This is a genomic window from Rhizobium sp. LjRoot254 (assembly GCF_964254105.1).
Taxonomy (GTDB): Bacteria; Pseudomonadota; Alphaproteobacteria; order Rhizobiales; family Rhizobiaceae; genus Rhizobium_E.
In genome coordinates this window covers 2,278,895-2,301,804 of sequence record NZ_CAXUSM020000001.1, presented here as the reverse complement: position 1 = coordinate 2,301,804, position 22,910 = coordinate 2,278,895, and the positions used below count along the sequence as shown (strand labels likewise).

The 22,910-nt window shown below is 61.3% G+C and carries 21 protein-coding genes and 1 pseudogene; 15 read left to right on the top strand and 7 right to left on the bottom strand.

What is annotated here, in order from left to right:
* The first annotated feature begins 50 nt into the window (after positions 1-50).
* The 5 genes from ACSQ26_RS11350 to ACSQ26_RS11330 all read left to right on the top strand — a co-directional run bounded on the left by ACSQ26_RS11350 (position 51) and on the right by ACSQ26_RS11330 (position 4,440).
* A complete protein-coding gene (locus ACSQ26_RS11350; protein ID WP_436008781.1) occupies positions 51-308 on the top strand; it encodes a GlsB/YeaQ/YmgE family stress response membrane protein in 258 nt (85 codons plus the stop codon).
* A gap of 82 nt (positions 309-390) precedes the next feature.
* A complete protein-coding gene (lipA, locus tag ACSQ26_RS11345; RefSeq protein ID WP_436008779.1) occupies positions 391-1,359 on the top strand; it encodes a lipoyl synthase in 969 nt (322 codons plus the stop codon).
* Between the two features lie 76 nt (positions 1,360-1,435).
* Positions 1,436-2,872 (top strand): pyridoxal phosphate-dependent decarboxylase family protein, encoded by a 1,437-nt coding sequence (locus ACSQ26_RS11340; protein ID WP_436008777.1) that lies wholly within the window; start codon positions 1,436-1,438, stop codon positions 2,870-2,872.
* A 119-nt stretch (positions 2,873-2,991) separates the two neighbouring features.
* A complete protein-coding gene (locus ACSQ26_RS11335; protein WP_436008775.1) occupies positions 2,992-3,444 on the top strand; it encodes a type II toxin-antitoxin system RatA family toxin in 453 nt (150 codons plus the stop codon).
* Positions 3,445-3,564: 120 nt separating this feature from the next.
* Entirely contained in the window at positions 3,565-4,440 is an 876-nt protein-coding gene (locus ACSQ26_RS11330) for a transporter (RefSeq protein ID WP_436008773.1), read from the top strand.
* 99 nt (positions 4,441-4,539) lie between these two features.
* Here ACSQ26_RS11330 and ACSQ26_RS11325 read toward each other — a convergent pair.
* From ACSQ26_RS11325 to ACSQ26_RS11315, 3 genes and pseudogenes are all read right to left on the bottom strand, one after another.
* Positions 4,540-5,300, bottom strand: a pseudogene (locus tag ACSQ26_RS11325) (IS5 family transposase).
* Between the two features lie 340 nt (positions 5,301-5,640).
* Positions 5,641-6,141 carry a CinA family protein gene (locus ACSQ26_RS11320; RefSeq protein WP_436008771.1) on the bottom strand — a complete coding sequence of 167 codons (501 nt, stop codon included), beginning with the start codon at positions 6,139-6,141 and terminating at the stop codon, positions 5,641-5,643.
* The gene (locus tag ACSQ26_RS11315; RefSeq protein WP_436008769.1) at positions 6,138-7,349 is read right to left on the bottom strand and encodes a bifunctional 2-C-methyl-D-erythritol 4-phosphate cytidylyltransferase/2-C-methyl-D-erythritol 2,4-cyclodiphosphate synthase; all 1,212 of its coding nucleotides are present in this window, start codon (positions 7,347-7,349) and stop codon (positions 6,138-6,140) included. Before ACSQ26_RS11315 ends, ACSQ26_RS11320 begins: the two co-directional genes overlap by 4 nt.
* 437 nt (positions 7,350-7,786) lie before the next feature.
* On the opposite strand from ACSQ26_RS11315, the gene dusB reads away from it, so the two are divergent.
* From dusB to ACSQ26_RS11270, 9 genes are all read left to right on the top strand, one after another.
* Positions 7,787-8,794 carry a tRNA dihydrouridine synthase DusB gene (gene dusB / locus ACSQ26_RS11310; RefSeq protein WP_436008767.1) on the top strand — a complete coding sequence of 336 codons (1,008 nt, stop codon included), beginning with the start codon at positions 7,787-7,789 and terminating at the stop codon, positions 8,792-8,794.
* Positions 8,791-9,927, top strand: a complete 1,137-nt coding sequence (locus tag ACSQ26_RS11305) for a two-component system sensor histidine kinase NtrB (protein WP_436008765.1) — start codon at positions 8,791-8,793, stop codon at positions 9,925-9,927. The genes dusB and ACSQ26_RS11305 overlap by 4 nt, the downstream gene beginning before the upstream one ends.
* A 9-nt stretch (positions 9,928-9,936) precedes the next feature.
* Positions 9,937-11,391, top strand: a complete 1,455-nt coding sequence (ntrC, locus tag ACSQ26_RS11300) for a nitrogen regulation protein NR(I) (protein ID WP_258161913.1) — start codon at positions 9,937-9,939, stop codon at positions 11,389-11,391.
* A gap of 179 nt (positions 11,392-11,570) precedes the next feature.
* Entirely contained in the window at positions 11,571-13,817 is a 2,247-nt protein-coding gene (locus tag ACSQ26_RS11295; protein ID WP_436008762.1) for an ATP-binding protein, read from the top strand.
* The gene (gene ntrX, locus ACSQ26_RS11290) at positions 13,807-15,171 is read left to right on the top strand and encodes a nitrogen assimilation response regulator NtrX (protein WP_436008760.1); all 1,365 of its coding nucleotides are present in this window, start codon (positions 13,807-13,809) and stop codon (positions 15,169-15,171) included. The genes ACSQ26_RS11295 and ntrX overlap by 11 nt, the downstream gene beginning before the upstream one ends.
* Before the next feature lie 16 nt (positions 15,172-15,187).
* Positions 15,188-16,054 (top strand): D-amino-acid transaminase, encoded by an 867-nt coding sequence (locus ACSQ26_RS11285; protein WP_436008758.1) that lies wholly within the window; start codon positions 15,188-15,190, stop codon positions 16,052-16,054.
* A gap of 100 nt (positions 16,055-16,154) precedes the next feature.
* Positions 16,155-16,397, top strand: a complete 243-nt coding sequence (gene hfq, locus ACSQ26_RS11280) for an RNA chaperone Hfq (RefSeq protein WP_258161916.1) — start codon at positions 16,155-16,157, stop codon at positions 16,395-16,397.
* Between the two features lie 163 nt (positions 16,398-16,560).
* Positions 16,561-17,874 carry a GTPase HflX gene (gene hflX / locus ACSQ26_RS11275; RefSeq protein WP_436015214.1) on the top strand — a complete coding sequence of 438 codons (1,314 nt, stop codon included), beginning with the start codon at positions 16,561-16,563 and terminating at the stop codon, positions 17,872-17,874.
* Between the two features lie 148 nt (positions 17,875-18,022).
* The gene (locus ACSQ26_RS11270; RefSeq protein WP_436008755.1) at positions 18,023-19,270 is read left to right on the top strand and encodes a diguanylate cyclase; all 1,248 of its coding nucleotides are present in this window, start codon (positions 18,023-18,025) and stop codon (positions 19,268-19,270) included.
* 8 nt (positions 19,271-19,278) lie between these two features.
* Here ACSQ26_RS11270 and mazG read toward each other — a convergent pair whose 3' ends face one another.
* The 4 genes from mazG to ACSQ26_RS11250 all read right to left on the bottom strand — a co-directional run bounded on the left by mazG (position 19,279) and on the right by ACSQ26_RS11250 (position 21,410).
* A complete protein-coding gene (gene mazG / locus ACSQ26_RS11265; RefSeq protein WP_436008753.1) occupies positions 19,279-20,097 on the bottom strand; it encodes a nucleoside triphosphate pyrophosphohydrolase in 819 nt (272 codons plus the stop codon).
* Positions 20,098-20,099: 2 nt separating this feature from the next.
* Positions 20,100-20,699: a deaminase gene (locus ACSQ26_RS11260; protein ID WP_436008751.1), complete on the bottom strand. Its 600-nt coding sequence runs from the start codon at positions 20,697-20,699 to the stop codon at positions 20,100-20,102.
* A 78-nt stretch (positions 20,700-20,777) separates the two neighbouring features.
* Positions 20,778-21,065, bottom strand: coding sequence for a type II toxin-antitoxin system RelE/ParE family toxin (locus ACSQ26_RS11255; RefSeq protein WP_436008749.1), 288 nt, complete (start codon positions 21,063-21,065; stop codon positions 20,778-20,780).
* A 3-nt stretch (positions 21,066-21,068) separates the two neighbouring features.
* Positions 21,069-21,410: a hypothetical protein gene (locus tag ACSQ26_RS11250; RefSeq protein ID WP_436008747.1), complete on the bottom strand. Its 342-nt coding sequence runs from the start codon at positions 21,408-21,410 to the stop codon at positions 21,069-21,071.
* A 62-nt stretch (positions 21,411-21,472) separates the two neighbouring features.
* On the opposite strand from ACSQ26_RS11250, the gene cysG reads away from it, so the two are divergent.
* Entirely contained in the window at positions 21,473-22,909 is a 1,437-nt protein-coding gene (gene cysG / locus ACSQ26_RS11245) for a siroheme synthase CysG (protein WP_436008745.1), read from the top strand.
* Position 22,910 lies beyond the last annotated feature (1 nt).

Below are 22,910 nucleotides of genomic sequence, written 5' to 3'. Positions count from 1 at the left end.
TGCTTTCGGCGTTCTTGACGTGTCAGACACTCAAGAATCGGGGATTTTCCATGGAACTCAATGGCGTAGGCTGGATCGCGGCAATCATCATAGGCGGGCTGGCCGGCTGGCTCGCGGAAATGTTCATGAAGTCCAGTATGGGCTTGTTCATGAACATCATTCTCGGCATCGTCGGCGCGGCGCTTCTGAACTTCATACTCGCGTCGCTGCTGAACGTCGGATACACGGGCTGGCTGGCCTATCTGATCATCGGCTTCATCGGCGCCTGCATCTTGATCGCGCTGGGGCGGCTGCTCAAGCGCGGTTGAACTCCGCTCAATTTAGAACTATTTCAAATGAGGCCGCAGCGCTTGGTGCTGCGGCCTCGTTTTTGCGTCCACGGGAAATCTGATGGTCACCATTCTCGACACTATGAGCCTCGACAAGCGTGTCCGGCACCCCGAAAAGGCGCACCGGCCCGATACGGAGGTGCTGCGCAAGCCGGACTGGATCCGCGTTCGCGCGCCGGTGTCCAAGGGCTATCAGGAGACTCGCGCTCTGGTGAAGGAGCACAATCTCGTCACAGTGTGCGAGGAGGCCGGCTGCCCCAATATAGGCGAGTGCTGGGACAAGAAGCACGCCACATTCATGATCATGGGCGAGATCTGCACCCGCGCCTGCGCCTTCTGCAACGTCTCGACCGGCCGGCCGCTTGCGCTCGACCGTGAGGAACCCGCCAATGTCGCCAAGGCGGTGAAGAAGATGGGGCTCAGCCACGTCGTCATCACCTCGGTCGACCGCGACGATCTCGATGACGGCGGTGCCGAACATTTCGAACAGGTGATCCGGGCAATCCGCGAGACCTCGCCGCTGACGACGATCGAGATCCTGACGCCGGACTTCCTGCGCAAACCCGGAGCGCTGGAACGCGTCGTGGCCGCCAAGCCCGATGTCTTCAACCATAATCTCGAAACCGTGCCGTCGAACTACCTGACCGTCCGTCCGGGCGCGCGCTATTTCCATTCGATCCGGCTCTTGCAGCAGGTCAAGGAACTCGACCCCACCATGTTCACCAAATCAGGCATCATGGTCGGCCTGGGCGAAGAGCGCAATGAAGTGCTGCAACTGATGGACGACCTGCGCGTCGCAGATGTCGATTTCTTGACCATCGGCCAGTATCTCCAGCCGACCCGCAAGCATCATCAGGTCATGAGCTTCGTGACACCCGAGGAGTTCAAATCCTACGAGACGGTCGCCTATACCAAGGGCTTCCTGATGGTGGCCTCAAGCCCGCTGACACGCTCCTCGCATCACGCCGGCGACGATTTCGCCAGGCTAAGGGCCGCGCGGGAGAAGATGCTGGCCAAGGCTGTCGCCTGAATATTTTCGGGTTGCGGCTCCAACGCAGTTGAAGGACACTCCTGATCAAGGCTTCGATGCCCATCAGGAGGACGTCATGGATATCGCCGCTCTTTTTTCGCAGGCTGCGCGCGAGGCTGCCCGTTTTCGCGAGGGTTCAGTGACACGGCCGCATCATCCGGGGCGGATGTATGCCGATTGCGTCGATGTGTTTTCCGAGCCGCTGCCCGAAACGGGCACCTCGGGGGATGCTGTCATTCGCGACCTCGTCGAGAAGGCGGAACCCGGCCTGCACACCATGACCGGTCCGCGCTTTCACGGCTGGGTCATTGGTGGCTCGCATCCGGTCGGCGTCGCGGCAGACATGCTGACCAGCGCCTGGGGCCAGAACGCCGGCAACCATATCGCGACGCCTTCTGCGGCGGCAGCGGAGCTGATCGCTGGCCGCTGGCTCGTCGAGTTGCTGGGGCTTCCATCCAGCGCTTCAGTCGGCTTCGTGACCGGCGCCACCATGGCAAATTTCACCGGCCTCGCAGCCGCCCGCAGCTTTGTCCTCGATCAGGCCGGCTGGGATGCCGATCGCAAGGGCCTGTTCGGCGCGCCGCCGATCAGCGTCATCATCGGCGACGATGCCCATACGACGGTGTTTTCCGCGTTGCAATTCCTTGGTCTTGGTCACGATCGGGTCGTCCGCGTACCGACGGACGAGCAGGGGCGGATGGTGGTGCCGGAATTCGAGCACGCAATCACGAGCGTGGAGGGGCCCGTCATCGTGGTCCTGCAAGCCGGCCAGATCAACACCGGTTGCTTCGACGATTTCGCTGCGGTCATTCCGATGGCCAAGGCGAGGGGAGCGTGGTTGCATATCGATGGCGCCTTCGGCCTCTGGGCGCAGGTGACGGAGTCTCACCGGCATCTGACAACCGGTGTCGAGCTTGCCGATAGCTGGGCGACCGACGGCCACAAATGGCTTCAGACACCTTATGACTGCGGCTATGCGATAGTGAGGAACGAAGCCGTCCACAGGCGCGCCATGACAATCGCCGCAAGCTATTTGCCGGCGGCGGCGGAGGACGAGCGCGACCCGTCGCATTACGTACCGGAGCTTTCCCGCCGGGCGCGCGGCTTCGCCACCTGGGCGGTGATCAAGCATCTCGGCCGGGAAGGCATTGCCGCGATGGTCGAGCGGAACTGCGCCGCAGCCCGCCGGGTTGCCGAACTGGTAACGCAGGAAATTGGCATTGCCGTCGTCAATGACGTCGTCCTCAACCAGGCGATCATCCGCTTCGACGGACATCTCGGGGACGAAGCAGGCGATGCCATGACGGTCGAAACCGTCGCCGAACTGCAGCGGGATGGCCGTATGTTCGCCGGAGGCGCGAAGTGGCGCGGCCGGCAAGTGATGCGGCTTTCGGTCTGCAACCATCAGACCGATCTCGAACAGGCGGAGATCGATGCCGATGCGATCATCAAAGCGTATCGAATTGTGCGTGCGAGAAATTTGGAACAAGTCCAGGCAACGGCGGCAAGGTAGCGGTTGCCAACTCTTTCTAGGCGATTCAAGCAAAGCGGCGGCGAAAATGTCAAAGCGGCTTACTTGTGCAAAAGGCGTGAGCGACATAAGTCGAATGAAACAACAATTGCCGCGAAATCATGCCCCAGTTCGAAACCCGCCGCCCAGCCAGCCACACCGCCGACCAGATGTTCGCGCTCGTGGCCGACGTGGAAAAATATCCCGAATTCCTGCCGCTCTGCGAGGCGCTGACCGTCCGTAGCCGCAAGGAACGCGACGGCAAGACCTTGCTGGTGGCCGACATGAGCATCGGCTACAAGGCGATCCGCGAGACCTTCACCACCCAGGTTTTCCTCAAGCCCGAGGAGCGCATGATCGAGGTGAAATATATCGACGGCCCGTTCAAATATCTCAGCAATATCTGGCGCTTCGAGGATACGGGCGAGGGCCGCTCGGATGTCGTCTTCTTCATCGATTACGAGTTCAAGAGCCGCATTCTCGGCGCCTTGATGGGCTCGATGTTCGATCGCGCGTTCCGCATGTTCACCGAGGCTTTCGAGAAGCGCGCCGACAAGATTTATCGGGCGGTATGACCCCATGAGCTCTCTCTCCGGTTGAGCCGTTTTTCCCCGGCGATGCCGGAAAATCGCTCGCCGCTCGTCCCGAGCCTTGCACCGCAGGCAACTTGAAGTTCTAATACACCAATCGAGAGGGTGAGAATCACCTGCCGGCCCGCGCCTGAGCTGGCATCGACAGGAACGGACTTCAACTTGCCAAATCTTTCCGGTTTCCTGACAAGCCTGTTCGCCGCCGCCGTGTTTGTCACCTCGGCCACCGACTTGGCCTGTGCCGCGGACGACGACGTGGACGAACTTGCAAAGAAGGTTTCGAATCCCGCCGCCTACATGATCAGCGTGCCCGTCCACGGAACATTCGACTTCGGCCGCATCGACGGCAAGAGCTATTCGTCCGCCGTCGTGGACGTGGAGCCGGTCATTCCATTTTCGCTGACCGAGGACTGGAATGTAATTGTCCATACCGATTTTCCCTTCGCCTATCTCAATCCTCCGGGAGGGCTAGGCAACGAGGCTGGATTGGGCGACATCAGCCAGGACTTTTTGTTCACGCCCAGCAGCCATGGTTCGTTCGTCTGGGCCGTCGGCCCGCAGCTCTCTTATCCAACGGCGACCCGAGATGAATTTGGCAGCGGCAAGCTCTCAATGGGTCCATCCGGCCTGCTTCTCTGGCAGAGCACGTCTATGACGACCGGCTTGACTGCCAGTCATATCTGGTCCGTGGTTGGCGAGGAGGACCGTCCCGACGTCAGCAGAACCGAGCTGCGGCCCTTCGTCGCCTGGCACCTCGGGCGCGGCAGAACGATCTCCGCCGGCCTTGATGGCACCTATGACTGGACGGCTGAGGAGGTCGAGTTGCCGCTAAGTTTATCCGTCTCGCAGATCGTCAAGGTGGGCGATCAGGCCGTCAGCCTGTCCGTCGGAGGGAAATATTGGCTCGCCGGCCCCGATGATGGCCCGCGATGGGGCCTCAAGGCCGGGATGACGTTCCTATTTCCCGGTGTGAGGGAGTAGGAGTCCCGAAGCGGCGAGGCGCCGCCGGGTCTTGCAACGGCGCGACCACAAAAAGATGTCGGCACGCTTCGGCGCAGGTGGGCTAGGTCGTGTGGACACTTACCTGATCCATAGTACGATAGCTGCGATTGTGACGACGGCTAGGTAGTTTCGTGCGGTTTTCTCGAAACGTGTCGCGACCCTGCGGAAGTGCTTGAGCTTGGAGAAGCAGCATTCAATGAGGTGGCGCTGGGCATAGAGGTCCTTGTCGAGCGGGTATTTCTGAGCACGGGAGGGATTGTTGGGGATCACCGCCACAGCGCCTTTGTCCGCGATGGCGTCGCGCAGACGGTCGCTGTCATAGGCGGTGTCGGCCATGACGATATCGGCAGGCAGGCCCTCGATCAGGACATCGGCTTGTGGCGCATCGCCTTTCTGGCCGGCGGTCAGTGTGAAGCGGACCGGGCAGCCGAGACCACGCACCGCCATGTGGATTTTGGTGCTCAGTCCGCCGCGAGAGCGGCCAAGGGCTTGATCTTCAGCCCCCTTTTTGCGCCGGCGGCGTGCTGATGAGCGCGGATGATGGTGGAATCGACGATCAGATACTCGAAGTCCGGATCATCGGACATCGCCGCAAACATGCGCCACCAGATGCCCTTCTCGCTCCAGCGGCTGAAGCGGCGGAAGACACTGTTCCACTCGCCGAACACCTCCGGCAGGTCACGCCAGGGTGAGCCGGTGCGCACGATCCAAAGCACTGCTTCCACGAACATACGATTGTCGCGACCGGACGAACCGCGCGTGCGATCGTCACCAATGATGTGCGGCGATATCCGCTCCCACTGCTCGTCCCGAAGGATCAACCGGTCCAATACACCCATGACTGCCTCCAAAAGACAGTCTTGAATCTGATTTGCTCAGCCTTGGGAATCCCAAGAGTCCACACGACCTAGAGCCCTTCAGCGTTAAATGGAAACAATTCTGTTGGCTCAAGCGGAGTCGCATGTTTGACCGGCCGGCGCGCGGCGTAGCCAAAGCATACGGCCAAGCCGGCCGGTCAAAGAGGCGGCCCGCTTCAGCCAACCCGAAGGGCCGGGCATCTTTCCGTCATGACCTGCGGCGCCGGCCTCGGCCGTACCTATGGGTACGACGCTCGCCCGCCGCCTTGGTCCTGACGAAAACCTGCTCCGGCAGAATGATTCCATTTAACCCTGAAGGGCTCTAACCCAACTTCGCCAGCTCGATGATCATTTCGAGCGCGGTTTCCACCGCAGCCATCCTGATATCGTGGCGGCCGATATCGCCATAGTTCATTTCGCGGTGGATCATCGCGCCCTTGTAGTGACGGCCGCCGAAATGCACGAGGCCCACCGGCTTGCCGGTCGAGCCGCCGTCCGGGCCGGCAATGCCGGTGATCGAGACGGAGATGCCCGCCTCCGAGCGCGACATTGCACCATGCGCCATTTCCAGCGCGACATCCTTCGAGACGGCGCCGTATTGCCGGAGCGTGATCGACATCACGCCGAGCATTTCGGTCTTGGCCTGGTCGGAATAGGTGATGAAGCCGCGTTCCAGCACCTTGCTGGCACCCGGGATTTCGGTGATGCAGCCTGCCACCAGTCCGCCGGTGCAGGATTCCGCCGTCGCAATCATGACGTTTTTCTCGACGCAGAGCGCCACGACTTGCTTGGCAAGCTCGTATATGATGGTCTCGTTGCTCATTGCGGTTTTCTCCCATAGACGACCGTCGCGGTGGCGATCGCGGCGATGCCTTCACCCCGGCCGACGAAGCCGATCTTTTCATTCGTCGTCGCCTTCACCGAACAGCGTTCGAGCTCGATATCCAGCATTTCGGCCAGCATATTGCGCATCGATTCCCTGTGCGGGCCTATCTTCGGCGCCTCGGCGATGATGGAAACGTCGGCATTCATGATCGTTCCGCCGTGATCGCGCACGATCTTCGCCGCATGTTCGAGGAAGATGCGGGATGCCGCACCCTTCCATTGCGGGTCCGACGGCGGGAAGTGATCGCCGATATCGCCGGCGCCACACGTGGCGAGCAGCGCATCCGTCAGCGCATGCAGGGCAACATCGGCGTCGGAATGGCCCCTCAGCCGCTGGTCGTGCGGGATTTTCACCCCGCACAATATCACGCCGTCGCCGGGCTCGAGTTGGTGCACGTCATAGCCGTTGCCGGTGCGCACATCGGGAAGGTGGTTTCGCATCAGCTTCTCGTCAGCCAGTTCGATATCGCGTTCCAGGGTGAGCTTGATGTTTTCGCGGTCGCCCTCGACGAGCTTGACCCTTATGTCCTGCCATTCGGCGATCGCCGCATCGTCGGTGAAATCGGTAAGGCCAACTGCGGCGGCGGCCCGGTGGCCGGCCAGGATCATCGGGTAGTCGAAGCTCTGCGGCGTCTGCGCGGCGTAGAGGCCGGTGCGAGAGACGGTGCCTTCGATATAGAAGTCTTCGGTTGCCCGCTTGAGCGTATCGGCGACTGGACAGACCGGCAGCACTGCCTTTTCGCCCTCGACATGCGCGGCAAGAATCGCATTGAGCATGCCTGACGTGAAGAAGGGGCGCACGGCATCATGGATCATCACATGGGTAATGCCGCTCGACTCCAGGGCCTCGAGCCCGTTCAGCACCGAGGCCTGCCGGGTCGCGCCGCCGAGAACGGTCTCGATGGCTGGCCCCTCGGGAAACGTGGTCTTGCAGCTTGCATAGAGGTCTTCGTCATCGGCATGGATGGCGATGACGATTCTCGCCGTGTGCTTCCAGGCCGCGAATTTCTTGACCGAATGGGTGATGACAGGCACGCCGCCGATCAGCCGGTATTGCTTCGGCCCGTCGGGATGGACGCCTGCGCGTTCGCCACGCCCGGCAGCGACGATCAATATGCCAAATCTCGGCGCATCCGGCAGTGTCATGATTATTCACAAGTGATCCGCTATTGCTTTCATTCGCCTTTATAGGCGGTTAGAGCATGTTGCAACTATTTGGAGCCATTCTGTTGGCTCAAGCGGAGTCGCATGTTTGACCGGCCGGCGCGCGTCGTAGCCAAAGCATACGGCCAAGCCGGCCGGTCAAAGAGGCGGCCCGCTTCAGCCAACCCGAAGGGCCGGGCATCTTTCCGCCATGACCTGCGGCGATGGTCTCGGCCGTACCTATGGGTACGACGCTCGCCCATCGCCTTGGTCCTGACGAAAACCTGCTCCGGCAGAATGGCTCCAAATAGCTGCAACATGCTCTAAAAGGCAAAGGCCAGTGGATGTCAGCTTGTTTTTTGGGCCGGCCACCGAATCCACTTGGCAACGCCAACGGATATGTCTAAAAATAATGCACGATTATTGAGTGCCTGAAAGATATGCAGTCCAACATACCCTCCCTGCGAAACGCCTTTCACGTCGGCCCGCTGGAAATTCGCAACCGCGTCGCGCTCGCGCCGATGTCCGGCGTCACCGACCTGCCGTTCCGCCAACTCGCCTGGGAAAGCGGCGCGGGCTATGTCGTTACCGAGATGGTGGCGAGCCGCGAATTGGTCGGCAACACCGCCGAATCCTGGTCGCGCCTCAAGAATTCCGGCATCGAGCCGCATGTCGTCCAGCTTGCCGGCCGCGACCCGCATTATCTTGCGGAAGGCGCGCGCATCGCCGAAGCCAATGGTGCGTCGATCATCGATATCAATATGGGATGTCCGGCCAAGAAGGTGACTGGTGGCCTGTCCGGCTCGGCGCTGATGCGGGAGCCGGAACTTGCGCTGTCGCTGATTGCGGCCACCGTCGCGGCGGTCAAGGTGCCGGTCACAGTCAAGATGCGGCTCGGCTGGGACGAGAATTCCATCAACGCCCCGATATTGGCCCGTGAGGCCGAGGCGCTCGGCGCCCAGATGATCACCATCCATGGCCGCACGCGCATGCAGTTCTACGAGGGCAGGGCGGACTGGGACCGTATCGCCGAGGTACGCGCCGCGATCAAGGTGCCGCTCGTCGCCAATGGCGACGTCGAGACGCCCGCCGATATCGCCGATATCCTGCGCCGGTCTGGCGCCGACGCGGTGATGATCGGACGCGGTGCCCAGGGGCGGCCATGGCATCCGGGCGTGCTCGCCGGCATGCGCGAAGCACCGGAACGTAGTGAAATCGCCGATTTCTTCGAGCGGCACTATCGCATGACGCTTGATTTCTACGGCCCCGAGGGTGGTCTGCGCCATGCGCGAAAGCACGTCGGGTGGTATCTGGAGCGCCATGCGGGCGTTGTCGCATCGGGCACCAAGTCCGAGGTCCTGACCTCGCGCGATCCGGAATTCGTCGTCGCGTCTGTCAGGCGCCTCATTCTCGAAGCGGCGGCACCCGCCCTGAGCGAGGCGGCATGAACGACGATCAGGGTCGAAAGAAGCCGAAGGCTGCGAACGCCGAACTTGCCAATTCGGTGCTCAACGCCATCCAGAACGCCGTGATCCTTGTCGATGAGGACGGCTATATCGCATTTGCCAACTGGGAGGCCGAATCGTTCTTCGGTGCCAGCGCCGCCTATCTCGCGCGCCACACGATCTATGCCTACATTCCGTTCGGAAGCCCGATGCTGACGCTGATCGACCAGGTCCGCGAGCGCCGCGCGCCGGTCAACGAATACCGGGTGGACCTGTCCTCGCCACGGCTTGGTGCGGACAAGCTGGTGGATATCTATGTCGCGCCGGTGCTGACCGATCCGGGCTCGGTGGTCGTGGTGTTCCAGGAACGCTCGATGGCCGACAAGATCGATCGGCAGCTCACCCATCGCGCGGCGGCGCGTTCTGTGACGGGCCTGGCCTCGATGCTGGCGCATGAGATCAAGAACCCGCTTTCCGGCATAAGGGGTGCGGCGCAGCTTCTCGAAACATCCGTCAACGACGAGGACCGCGCACTCACCCAGCTGATCTGCGAGGAGACCGATCGCATCGTCTCTCTGGTCGATCGCATGGAGGTGTTCTCCGACGAGCGGCCCGTGGATCGCGCGCCGATCAACATCCATTCGGTTCTCGATCATGTGAAGGCGATTGCCAAGGCCGGTTTTGCCCGGAACATCAGGATATCAGAGAACTACGACCCCTCGCTGCCGGCCGTGCATGCGAACCGGGATCAGCTTATCCAGGTCTTCCTCAACCTGATCAAGAATGCTTCGGAAGCAGTCGCCGATCGGGGCGATGCCGAGATCATCCTGACCACCGCCTACCGTCCGGGCATCCGCATTTCGGTCGCGGGATCGCGAGAGAAAATCTCGCTGCCGCTGGAGTTCTGCGTCATCGACAACGGCCCGGGCGTGCCCGACGACCTGGTGCCGCATCTCTTCGACCCGTTCGTGACCACCAAGACCAACGGCTCCGGCCTCGGTCTGGCGCTCGTCGCCAAGATCATCGGCGGGCACGGCGGCATCGTCGAATGCGACCGCCAGAACAACAAGACAATCTTCCGCGTCCTGATGCCCGTCTCTCCCAACGGGCAGGGCGAGGACCACCATTTTGATTAGGAACCTTAGATGACTGCTGCCACCATTCTCGTTGCGGATGATGACGCTGCCATCCGGACCGTGCTCAACCAGGCGCTTTCCCGTGCCGGTTACGATGTGCGGATCACGTCGAATGCAGCCACGCTCTGGCGCTGGATATCGGCCGGCGAAGGCGATCTGGTGATCACCGACGTGGTGATGCCCGATGAGAACGCCTTCGACCTGCTGCCACGCGTCAAGAAGCTGAGGCCGGACCTGCCCGTGCTGGTCATGAGCGCCCAGAACACTTTCATGACGGCGATCAAGGCTTCGGAGAAGGGCGCTTACGACTATCTCCCCAAGCCCTTCGACCTGACCGAACTGATCGGCATTGTCGGACGCGCGCTCGCGGAGCCCAAGCGCAAGCCCCCGCGCCAGGAAGACGACATGCAGGACGGCATGCCGCTGGTTGGCCGTTCGGCGGCGATGCAGGAAATCTACCGCGTTCTGGCCCGCCTGATGCAGACGGACCTGACGCTGATGATTACCGGCGAATCCGGCACCGGCAAGGAGCTGGTGGCCCGCGCCCTGCATGATTACGGCAAGCGCCGTAATGGTCCCTTCGTGGCGATCAACATGGCGGCCATCCCGCGCGACCTGATCGAATCCGAACTCTTCGGCCATGAGAAGGGTGCGTTCACCGGTGCCCAAGCCCGCTCGACTGGCCGCTTCGAACAGGCCGAGGGCGGCACGCTGTTCCTCGACGAGATCGGCGACATGCCGATGGAGGCGCAGACTCGCCTTCTCCGCGTGCTCCAGCAGGGCGAATACACCACTGTCGGCGGACGCACGCCGATCCGCACCGATGTCCGCATCGTGGCAGCCACCAACAAGGATCTCAAACAGGCGATCAACCAGGGCCTGTTTCGCGAGGATCTCTATTACCGCCTCAACGTCGTGCCGCTCCGCCTGCCGCCGCTGCGCGAACGCACCGAGGATATCACCGATCTCGTCCGCCATTTCGTGGCGATGACCGAGAAAGAGGGCATGGCGCCGAAGCGCTTCGACAACGAGGCGCTCGACGTGATGAAGGCCTATCTCTGGCCGGGCAATGTGCGCGAACTGGAAAATTTCGTTCGACGCCTGACAGCACTCTATCCGCAGGACGTGATCACCCGCGAGATCGCCGAATCCGAACTGAAGCCTGATATCGCGGCCAGCCCGGCAGAGAAGCCCGGCATGCGCTCCGGTCCGGTTTCCATCGCGCAAGCGGTGGAAGAGAATATGCGCAGCTATTTCGCTGAATTCGGCGACAATTTGCCGCCAGCGGGTCTCTATGACCGGGTTCTCGCCGAGATGGAATATCCGTTGATCCTGGCCGCACTCACCGCCACGCGCGGCAACCAGATCAAGGCGGCGGATCTGCTTGGTCTCAACCGCAATACGCTGCGCAAGAAGATCCGCGAACTCGGCGTTACTGTGTATCGCTCTTCCCGCATGGCTTGACATCAAGGCAAGGTCCGTTGCATTTTCGCCACAATGCGTTGCTCTAAAGCAACGCATTGTTTGCTTGAAGGCGGCCGATTCCCTTGGCCATATCCAGCGCGTCTGCGCGGGTGCCTTCGTTTCGACTACGAGACTGGGACGCTGATGCCGCACGCAACCGCGAAACGAACGGACGACGTATGACCGAAGCGCAGGAGGAGAGAGGCGGCCGGAATTTCGACCGGCGCGGCATTTCCACGACCACGGGCATTGCCGTGGCAGGCGGCGCGCTGGTGGCTGCCATCACCACGTTGGTCATCCTGCTCGGGTTCACGCCGATCGAACCCGTCGATCATGTGGTCGTCGCCTCGGTGGTCGTCAACGCGCTGTTCGTGATCGCGCTCCTGGCGCTGGTCGGCTATGAAATCTACCGGTTGATCAAGGCCCGCACCCGTGGCCGCGCCGCGGCCCGCCTTCACATCCGCATCGTTTCGTTGTTCTCGATCGTCGCCATCGCGCCGGCGATCCTCGTCGCGGTCATCGCCTCGATCACGCTGAATGCCGGGTTGGACCGTTGGTTCGGCCAGCAGACGCGGCAAATCGTCAACTCCTCGATCAGCGTCGCCCAGGCCTATGTCAAGGAGAATGCCAGCTATCTCCAGGGCCAGACGATTTCCATGGCCAACGATCTTGACCGCAACCGCCAGGTCTATGCGCTCGATCCTACGGGGTTCGTGGATCTGATGACACGGCAGGCCAAGGGCAGGGGTATGCTCGGCGCCTTCATCGTCAACAGCGAGGGGGTCGTCCAGATCAAGGCCGATATCGCCACCGAGGCGCCTCTTCCGGATGTGCCGGCCGATGCGCTGAAAGCCGCAGTCTCCGGCCGGCCGACGCTCATTCCACCCGGCAGTACCAATCTGGTCGGCGCGATCATCAGTCTCAGTGAAATCGATGGCTTCCTCTACACGATCCGCGCCGTCGATCCGCAGGTCATGTCGGCGCTGCATCTGATGGAAAACAACGCGGCCGAATACAAGGCGATGGAAGAGGGGCGGGCCACGACCCAGCTCGCCTATGCCATCACCTATCTCGGCTTTACACTGATCGTGCTGCTCGCCGCGATCTGGGCCGCCATCGCCGTCGCCGATCGCATCGTTCGGCCGATCCGGCTGCTGATCAACGCGGCGGATAATGTTGCCGGCGGCAATCTCAATGTCATCGTACCGGTCCGCGTGGTGGATGGCGACGTCGGCTCGCTGTCGCGCACCTTCAACAAGATGATTTCGGAGATCCGCACCCAGCGCGATGAAATCCTTGTGGCCAAGGACGAGGTGGACGATCGCCGTCGCTTCATCGAGGCGGTGCTGTCGGGCGTTACGGCTGCCGTTATCGGCGTCGACGAAGACCGCACGATCAATATTGCCAATCCCTCGACCGAGCTTCTGCTCGGGATTGTGCCCGAGGATCTAACCGGCAAAAAGCTTATCGATGTCGCACCTGATATTGACGATGTCCTTACGGAAGCCACCTCACGTTACCGTAATGATTTTCGCAAGCAGATCGGCATCGTTCACGGCGGCAAGGAGCGGACGCTGAGCGTGCAGGTCACGCGCGAGGAATCGCATGCCGGCCACGAGTCCTTCGTCATCACGCTCGATGACGTCACCGATCTCGTCATCGCCCAGCGCTCGACCGCCTGGGCCGACGTCGCCCGCCGCATTGCCCATGAGATCAAGAATCCGCTGACCCCGATCACGCTCTCCGCCGAGCGCCTCAAGCGCCGCTACGGCAAGCAGATCAACGCTGATGACCGGGCCGTCTTCGACCAGTGCACCGACACGATCGTCCGCCAGGTCGAGGATATCGGCCGCATGGTCGATGAATTCTCATCCTTCGCGCGCATGCCCAAGCCCTCGATGGAGCAGGCCGATCTCCGGAATATCCTGAAGGACACGGTCTTCCTGCGCGAGATGGGCAACAGCCATGTCCGTTTCATCAAGGAATGGGGTGACGAGCCTATCGTCGGGGCATTCGATGCCCGCATGCTCGGCCAGGCCTTCTCGAACCTGGTGAAGAATGCCGAGGAAGCCATTGAAGCGATTCCCTCCGACGAACGCCGCGACGAGCACAAGATCATGATCCGGGCTCAAGTCGATGATGCCGCCGATCGGGTGATCGTCGATGTCATCGACAACGGCAAGGGGTTGCCGCACGAGAACCGTCACCGGATTCTCGAACCCTACATGACGATGCGGGAGAAGGGCACAGGTCTTGGCCTTCCTATCGTCAAGAAGATCATCGAGGAGCATGGCGGGCAGTTGGAGCTGCACGATGCGCCAGCCGATTTCGATAATGGAAATGGAGCTATGATCCGCGTCATCCTGCCACGAAGAGGGGAGAACGCCGGGGTCGAGAATCTGAAGGTAGAGGCACATGGCGTCTGATATTTTGGTAGTCGATGACGAAGTTGATATCCGCGAGATCGTCTCGGGGATCCTTTCCGACGAGGGTCATGAGACCCGCACGGCGCATGACAGCGACAGCGCGCTTGCCGCGATTTCCGATCGCGTGCCACGGTTGGTCTTCCTTGATGTCTGGATGCAGGGCAGCCGGCTGGACGGCTTGGGCCTGCTGGACGAAATCAAGAACCGCCATCCGGAACTGCCTGTCGTGATGATCTCCGGCCACGGCAACATTGAAATGGCGGTCAACGCCATCCGGCGTGGTGCGTTCGATTTCATCGAGAAGCCGTTCAAGGCCGACCGGTTGATCCTGATCGCCGAGCGTGCGCTGGAAAATTCCAGCCTCAAGCGCGAGGTCCGCGACCTCAAGCGCCGCACCGGCGATACCGCCGAGCTGATCGGTACGTCGGTGGCGGTCTCGCAGTTGCGCCAGACGATCGACAAGGTGGCGCCGACCAACAGCCGCGTGATGATCTTCGGTCCGTCAGGGGCGGGCAAGGAACTGGTCGCGCGCCTCATTCATCGCAAGTCGGCGCGCGCCGAAGGGCCGTTCGTGGCGCTCAATGCCGCCACCATCACGCCGGAGCGCATGGAGATCGCGCTCTTCGGCACCGAGGGTACGCCCGGCCAGCCGCGCAAGACAGGCGCGCTCGAAGAAGCCCATCGCGGCATCCTCTATCTCGACGAGATCGGCGAAATGCCGCGCGAGACCCAGAACAAGATCCTGCGCGTGCTCGTCGAGCAGCAGTTCGAACGGGTTGGCGGCTCCAAGCGCGTCAAGGTCGATGTCCGCATCATCTCCTCGACCGCGTATAATCTCGAGAAGATGATCGTTGAGAGCCGGTTCCGCGAGGATCTCTATCACCGCCTCTCGGTCGTGCCGGTCAAGGTGCCGCCGCTGTCGGATCGCCGCGAGGACATTCCTTTCCTGGTCGATATCTTCATGCGCCAGATCTGCGACCATGCCGGCATAAAGCCGCGCAAGATTGGCGACGATGCGCTGGCGATCCTGCAGGCGCATGACTGGCCGGGCAATCTGCGCCAGCTGCGCAACAATATCGAACGCCTGCTGATCCTCGCCCAGTCCGATGGTCCGGACAGCGCCATCAACGCCGACATGCTGCCGGCCGACGTGCTCGACACCATGCCCAAGGTCTCCTCGACCGGAGACCAGCACATCATGACGCTGCCGTTGCGCGAGGCGCGCGAAATGTTCGAGCGCGATTATCTCATCGCCCAGATCAACCGTTTCGGCGGCAATATCTCGCGCACCGCGGAGTTCGTCGGCATGGAACGCTCGGCGCTTCACCGCAAGCTCAAGACCCTCGGCGTTTGATTTTCGGGATTTCAGCATGACCAGAATTGCCTATGTGAACGGCCGCTATGTCAGACACGCGGATGCGAAGGTGCATATCGAGGATCGCGGCTACCAATTCGCCGACGGCGTCTATGAGGTCTGCGAGGTCCGGCATGGCATGATCGTCGACATGACGCGTCATCTCGACCGGCTCGGACGCTCGCTCTCCGAACTCCGTATCGCCTGGCCGATGCACCGCGCGGCGCTGGTCCGCGTGATCCGCGAGGTGCTGAAGCGCAATCGCGTGAAGAACGGCCTCTTCTATATGCAGGTCACGCGCGGTGTTGCGAAACGCGACCACGTCTTCCCGCATCCCGACACGAAGCCATCCATCGTGGTGACGGCGAAAAGCACCAATCCGGCCATCATTGCCGCAAAGAATGCCAATGGCATCAAAGCGATAACGGTGCCGGAGAACCGTTGGGACCGGGTCGATATCAAGACGGTGGGCCTGCTTTCCAACGCGCTGGTGCGCCAGCAGGCCAAGGAGGCGGGTGCGCAGGAAGCGATTTATGTCGATGCTGACGGCACGGTGAAGGAGGGCGCGGCGACCAATGTCTGGATGGTTGACGAGGATGGCACCTTGCTGACGCGTCCGGCCGAGCATGGCATCCTGCGCGGCATCACCCGCACGACGCTGATGGACGTGGCCGGCAACCTTGGCATCAAGATCCGGGAAGAGGCGTTCTCCACCGAGAAAATGCTCGCGTCTCGTGAAGTATTCATAACAGCCGCAACCAGCATATGTTTTCCGGTCGTCGAAATCGATGGCAAGCCGATTGCCAACGGCCATCCCGGCAGTGTAAGCCAAAAAATCCGGGAAGCCTTTTTCGACATTGCGGAAAAGACATCTATTTGGTAGCAATTCCACGGGGTCGTCCGACGAGGCATCGGGCGCTCGGGAGGCAGTAACAATAATCCGGCAAAATGCGCCGGCAATAACGAAAGACGCGGCGGGGCACATGGCTGAACGTTCTCAGAATTTGCAGGATCTATTTCTCAATACTGTTCGCAAGCAGAAGATTTCTCTCACGATCTTTCTCATCAACGGCGTCAAGCTGACCGGCGTCGTCACATCATTCGACAATTTCTGTGTGCTTTTGCGCCGTGACGGGCATTCCCAACTCGTCTATAAGCATGCGATCTCGACCATCATGCCCGGCTCGCCGGTGCAGATGTTCGAAGGCGAGGAAAGTGTCGGCTGAGCGGAACAAACGGCCACGGGCCGGGTTCCTCGCGAACACTGAAATCTGAAAGAAGCGATCGGGTGGCAGCGGCCGCCCGTCATCGTTTGGAGCAATGACAATCAACGAACGCGACATTTCCCACGATTCGCTCGTACCCGAGGCTGACCGTCCGCGCGACGAGATGCGCGCCATCGTCGTCGTGCCGGTCCTCAAATCAGGACAGGAAACCGGCAACGGGCGTACCAGCGAAGGCCGGCTTGAAGAGGCGGTTGGCCTCGCGCATGCCATCGATCTGGAGATCACCGCGGGCGAGATCGTCCAGGTGTCGCAGCCCAGGCCGGCGACCCTGATCGGCTCCGGCAAGATCGAGGAAATCAAGGAAAAGCTCATCGAAGGCGATGCCGGTCTGGTCATTGTCGATCATCCCTTGACACCGGTCCAGCAGCGCAATCTCGAAAAGGCGTGGAACGCGAAGGTCATCGACCGCACCGGCCTGATCCTGGAAATCTTCGGCCGCCGCGCCTCGACCAAGGAAGGTTCGCTGCAGGTCGAGCTTGCGCATCTCAACTATCAGAAGGGCCGTCTGGTCCGCAGCTGGACCCACCTTGAGCGCCAGCGTGGCGGTGCCGGCTTCCTCGGCGGTCCCGGCGAAACCCAGATCGAAGCCGACCGCCGCCAGCTTCAGGACAAGATCATCAAGCTCGAGCGCGAACTGGAGCATGTGCGCCGCACGCGCCAACTCCATCGCGCCAAGCGCCGCAAGGTACCGCATCCGATCGTCGCGCTGGCCGGTTACACCAATGCCGGAAAATCCACGCTTTTCAACCGGATGACCGGTGCCGGCGTGCTGGCCGAGAACATGCTGTTCGCAACGCTCGATCCGACTCTGCGCCGCATCAAGCTGCCGCACGGTCGCATGGTGATCATGTCCGATACCGTCGGCTTCATCTCAGACCTGCCGACGCATCTGGTCGCCGCGTTCCGCGCCACGCTGGAAGAAGTGCTCGAGGCCGATCTTATCCTCCATATCAGGGACATGTCGGATCCCGACAATGCCGCGCAGGCGGCTGATGTGCTGCGTATCCTCACCGATCTCGGCATCGAGGAGAGCGAGCAGGATAAGCGCATCATCGAAGTCTGGAACAAGATCGACCTCGTCGAGCCCGAAGCCCGCGAGGCGCTTCTTCAGAAGGCGTCCAGCGCCAGTAATACGATTGCCGTCTCGGCGATCACAGGCGAAGGCGTCGGTCGCTTGCTTGACATTGTCGGCGAAAAGCTCTCGGGCGTCATGATTGTCGCCACGGTGGTTGTGCCGGTCGACAAGCTCTCGATGCTGTCCTGGTTCTACGAGCATGCCATTGTCGATGGCCGGGAGGACCGCGAGGACGGTTCGGTCAGTCTCGACGTCCGGCTGTCGGAATCCGAAGCTATCGAGATGGAGCGCCGTCTCGGCATCGGTACGCCCAACGGCGCATCCGCCCCGTGGGAAGACTGATCCATTTATTTTCGCGCTATGCGCCCGTGGCGGATATGCTCGGCTGTTCAGCCGGGCTGATAGCGGCTAAATGGAATCATCGGCAGCGCCGCGCAAGCGAGGACGCATATCTGTTATCTTCTTTGATTGGCCCCAAGGCGCAAGCGGAATGCAGCTTCATAACGTGATCGTACTGGCGCTCGAAGCCGTTGTCTATTTTCTGGTGCTGATCACGCTGCTGCATTGGCGGCATCGCATCGGCATCGGTGTGTTCATCACTGTGCTCGCCACGATGCACTTTCTCGAAACCTATCTGGCCGCCACCTTCTATGTGCAGGTGCCGATGGCGACGATTTCACCGGGCTCGGCGGTATTTTTCGCCGGCAAGCTGCTGATGGTGCTACTGCTTTACATCAAAGAGGATGCCGCCACCGTCCGGCAACTGATCTACGGCCTGCTGGTCGGCAATCTGCTGAGCTTCGTTCTCGGGCAGATCCTGGCTTTGCATGGAGGTGCGATGACGCCGGGTGGCATGCCGTCGGATGAGCCGTTTCTGCGCGATCTCGGCATTCTGATGGTATGGGGCACCAGCCTGCTTTATCTCGATTCCATCGGCATCATTCTGATTTATGAACGTCTTGGCTCGATCATGGGCCGCCGGATGCTGCCGCGCTTCTTTGTCGCTGGAATGCTGACGCTGGCTTTCGATCAGCTCGGCTTCTACGGTGTGCTCAACCTGCTGACGGGCGCTCCGGCGAGCGTGTTCTGGGGCGGGCTCGCCGCGAAGATGGCGATGAACCTGTTGTTCGTCGCGCTGACGGGCATCTATCTCTCGTTGTTCAAGTCGGACGGCGCGGCGAGCCCGGTCAAGGGCATCTCCGATGTTTTCAACGACCTGACCTATCGCGAGCGCTATCAGGATCTCCTTGCGCGCACCGGCAGGGATGGCCTGACCGGCGTCCACGATCGTGGGCGGCTGGAGTTTGAGGGCCCCGAAACCATCCGCGAGGCGGTGCGGAACGGGCGGGCGATCAGCATCATGATTGTCGATGCCGACCACTTCAAAGAGGTGAACGACAAATACGGGCATCTCGAGGGTGATGAGGTGCTGAAGCGCCTCGCAGGTGTGCTGACCGGCGCGGTCCGCAAGATCGACATGGTCTACCGGTTCGGCGGCGAGGAGTTCGTCATCCTCGCGCAGGACATGGGTCACCGCCTGGCGGTTGATACCGCAGAGCGGATCAGGTCCGAGATCGAGAAAAACGTGAAGGCTGGCGGCGAGCGCGTGGTTACCGTCAGCATCGGCGTTTCCGCTGCTCCGAAAGATGGAAGAAGCCTGCTCGAACTGATTTCAGCTGCCGACCGCAGGCTCTACCGGGCCAAGGCGGAGGGACGAAACCGGGTGGTCGGGAGCTGACGGCGAAACTATCGTCCCTTGGCCTGCTGCCACAGTTCTTCCATCCGCTCCAATGTCGCCTCGTCAAGGCTCTCACCATTGGCAGCAAGCGATTGTTCGATATGGGCAAAACGCCGCCGGAACTTTGTATTCGTACCGCGCACCGCCATCTCAGGCTCGACGCCGACATGCCGTCCGATATTCACCGCCGCGAAAATGAGATCGCCCAGTTCGTCGGCGATCTTGGCCTTGTCGCCGCTCTTCAGCGCGGCACGGAACTCGCCGATCTCTTCCTCGATCTTGTCGAGGATCGGTTCCGGCTCCGACCAGTCGAAGCCGACCTTCGCAGCCTGTTGCTGTAGCTTCAGCGCCTCGATCAGCGCGGGCAAGGCACGCGGCACGGACCCGAGATGGCCGGCTTTGAAATCCTCTGATATGCCGCGCCTGACGCGCCGCTCGGCACGTTCGCGTTTTTCCTCTGTTTTGATCTCGTCCCATTGCTTCTTGACCTTTACCGGATCGTCGGCATCGGACACTGCGAAGACATGCGGATGGCGTCGGATCATCTTCGTCGTGATCGCCTCGACCACCTCGCCGAAGCCGAACTCGCCCTGTTCCTCCGCCATCCGGGCGTGGAAGACGACCTGCAGCAGAAGATCGCCGAGTTCATCACGCAGGTCATCGAGGTCGCCGCGCTCGATGGCGTCGGCCACCTCATAGGCCTCCTCCAGCGTATAGGGCTTGATGGTCTCGAAATTCTGCTCGAGATCCCATGGGCAGCCGGTCACCGGTGTACGCAGCGCGGCCATGATTTCGAGCAGGCGATCGATATTCTTCGCGGGTTTCATGATCAGTTCAACGGAATGGCATTGTCGGATTTGGAGGCCTGGTAGGTCTCCGAGAGTTCGTCGTAGCTCGCCTTGATGGCGTCGATGCGGATCGCATATTCAGCCCGGTGGTCGGCGTCGATATCAGCCAGCATGTCCGTCATCCAGACCGAGTTCCAGAAGGCATTCTTGCGGCGATAGCCGCCGGGCTCCAGCCCGAAGACCTCCTTCAGGATCTTGAGATCGTGCGGGATGGCGAACGCATCGCGGCTGTCTTCATGGCTGAAGAAATAGAAGAAATTGTCGAACCCGGCCCAGGTGATCGCCGACATGCACATCGTGCAGGGTTCGTGGGTCGACAGGAAGATCAGGTCCTTCGTGTCGGGCCGCTCGCCCATCTCGTAGAAGCGCTTGAGCGTGTGCACCTCGCCATGCCAGAGCGGGTTTTCCGTCTCGTTGTTGGTCTCGGCGAGGACCAACGAGAGGTCGGATTTGCGCAGCAGTGCGGCGCCGAACACCTTGTTGCCAGCCGCCACGCCCCGCGTGGTCAGCGGAATGATCTCGTTTTCCATTACGGATAAGAGGCGGGAGAGAAGGTTGGAAGAGGCGTGGTTGAAATACATGGTTGCTCCGGACAGTGTTTCCGGACATTAGCGGCAGTTCGTGACGGTTGGAAAGCGCTGCGCCGCAACACGCACAGATTATTCCGGCGACCATTTCTGCTTGGCGTGGAGGATGCGCAGGATGTGGATTTCACCTCGACCATCATCGATCCGGTAGATGGCGATGAAAGGTGTCTTAGTGATGACCAGTTCGTGCGTGCCGATCATCCTGCCCGGACGACCTGCTCGCGGAAAATCAGCCAAAATCTCGATGCTGTTTCGAAGCCGGACGCCCACGTCCAATGCCGCTTGAGGATCGTGTGAGGCAATATAGGCGATTTGGGACCGGCGTTCGTAGCGGGCTCTCGGCAGCCACACAAGCTCCATCGGCTATTGCTTTGCCTTGATCATCGCTAGCAGTTCCGCGCGCTGTTCGTCCCAGTCTCGCATAACTTCTTCGTGCGGAACCCACACGGTGTTAGGGTCGTCCGCTTCGACAAGCGCTTCCTTCACCTGCCGCCGGAACCACTCATCATAGTTCTCTTCATGATCAGGTGCCACATCTGCGGCCTTTGGCTTGTTCACCATATCGATACCTCGCTCTCTCCAACATAACGCAATGTCGCGATTTTTCAATCTTTGGCTGATATCAGCCCAGCGGCAAAACAGAATGCTCGCATTGGCGAAATCTCTAGCAAAAGAATACACTTGGGTCGGGAAGCCAAGATTCATGTTGCTTCATTTCTGGCGCCCGGTCTGGCAAAAGGGCATTATCGATAATCAGGATTTGCGTCATGTCCGAGCCGAATGACCAGATGAGCGTCTTTCCGGCCTTTTTCCGCGTCGAGGGAAAGGGCGTGGCCGTCGTGGGCAATGGCGAGGAAGCGCTCGCCAAGGTGCGGCTGCTGCTCAACACCCGCGCCGATATCGTTCTTATCGCCGAGGCGCCTGTCGCATCGCTGATGGCTCTGATAATCCAGAAGGATGTGAAGCACGTCGCCCGGCCGTTCCGTGGCGATATGCTGGAAGGGATGACGCTCGTCTTCGCCGCAACTGGCGATGCCGCGGAGGACCGCGCCATCGTCGATGCCGCCCGCGAACGCAGAATTCCGGCCAACGCTGTTGATCAGCCCGAACACTGCGATTTCTACACGCCGGCGATCGTCAATCGTGCGCCGGTTGCGGTCGCGATCGGCACCGAGGGCGCAGGACCCGTGCTGGCGCAGATAATCCGCGCGCAGATCGACCAGACGCTTTCGCCATCGCTCGGCAGCCTTGCTCGACTTGCCATCCAGTATCGCGACGCCGCAGAACGCCTGGTGCCGCGTGGCGTGACCCGCCGCGTTTTCTGGCGCAGGTTCTTCTCGGGCGCCGTGGCTGATGCGGTGAACAACGGCTACGAGGCCGACGCCGACCGCGAGGCGGTGAAACTCCTGAACTCGATGGACAAGGTCGATGGCCATGTCTGGCTGGTCGGCGCTGGCCCGGGCTCCGAGGACCTGCTGACGTTGCGTGCCCAGCGCGCCATGATGGAAGCCGATGCGATCGTCTATGACGCGCTGGTTCCCGAAGAGGTGGTCGCCATGGGCCGCCGCGATGCCGAGCGCATTCCGGTCGGCAAGCGCAAGGGCTGCCATTCTAAATCACAGGGCGAGATCAACGATCTGCTGGTCGAGCTCGGCCAAGCCGGAAAACGCGTTGTCCGCCTCAAATCTGGCGATCCCCTGGTTTATGGTCGCGCGGCAGAGGAAATGCAGGCGCTCCGCAATGCCGCGATCAGCTACGAGATCGTACCGGGCATCACCTCCGCCTTCGCGGCTGCGGCCGATTTCGAGCTGCCGCTGACGTTGCGCGGCGTCGCCTCGTCGCTGATCTTCACCACCGGCCACGACCTGACTGGCGATGTCCTGCCGGACTGGGCAAGCCTCGCGATCTCGGGTGCTACGATTGCCGTCTATATGGGCAAGACTGTTGCCGCCTCGGTCGCCGAGCGCCTGATGCAAGCGGGCCTTGCGCCCGAGACCACCGTCGCCGTGATCGAGAACGCCAGCCGCCGCGACAAGCGCATGCTGCATGGCGTGCTCCGCGAACTGCCGGGCCTTGAAGCGCGCGGCGATCTGGGTGGCCCTGTGATGGTCATCATCGGCGACGCGGTCGCCGGCGCCAATTTTTCGCATTCCGAGCCGCTAGCGGCCTTCAAGCCCGCGCTCGCCGAGACCACTGGAGCATGAA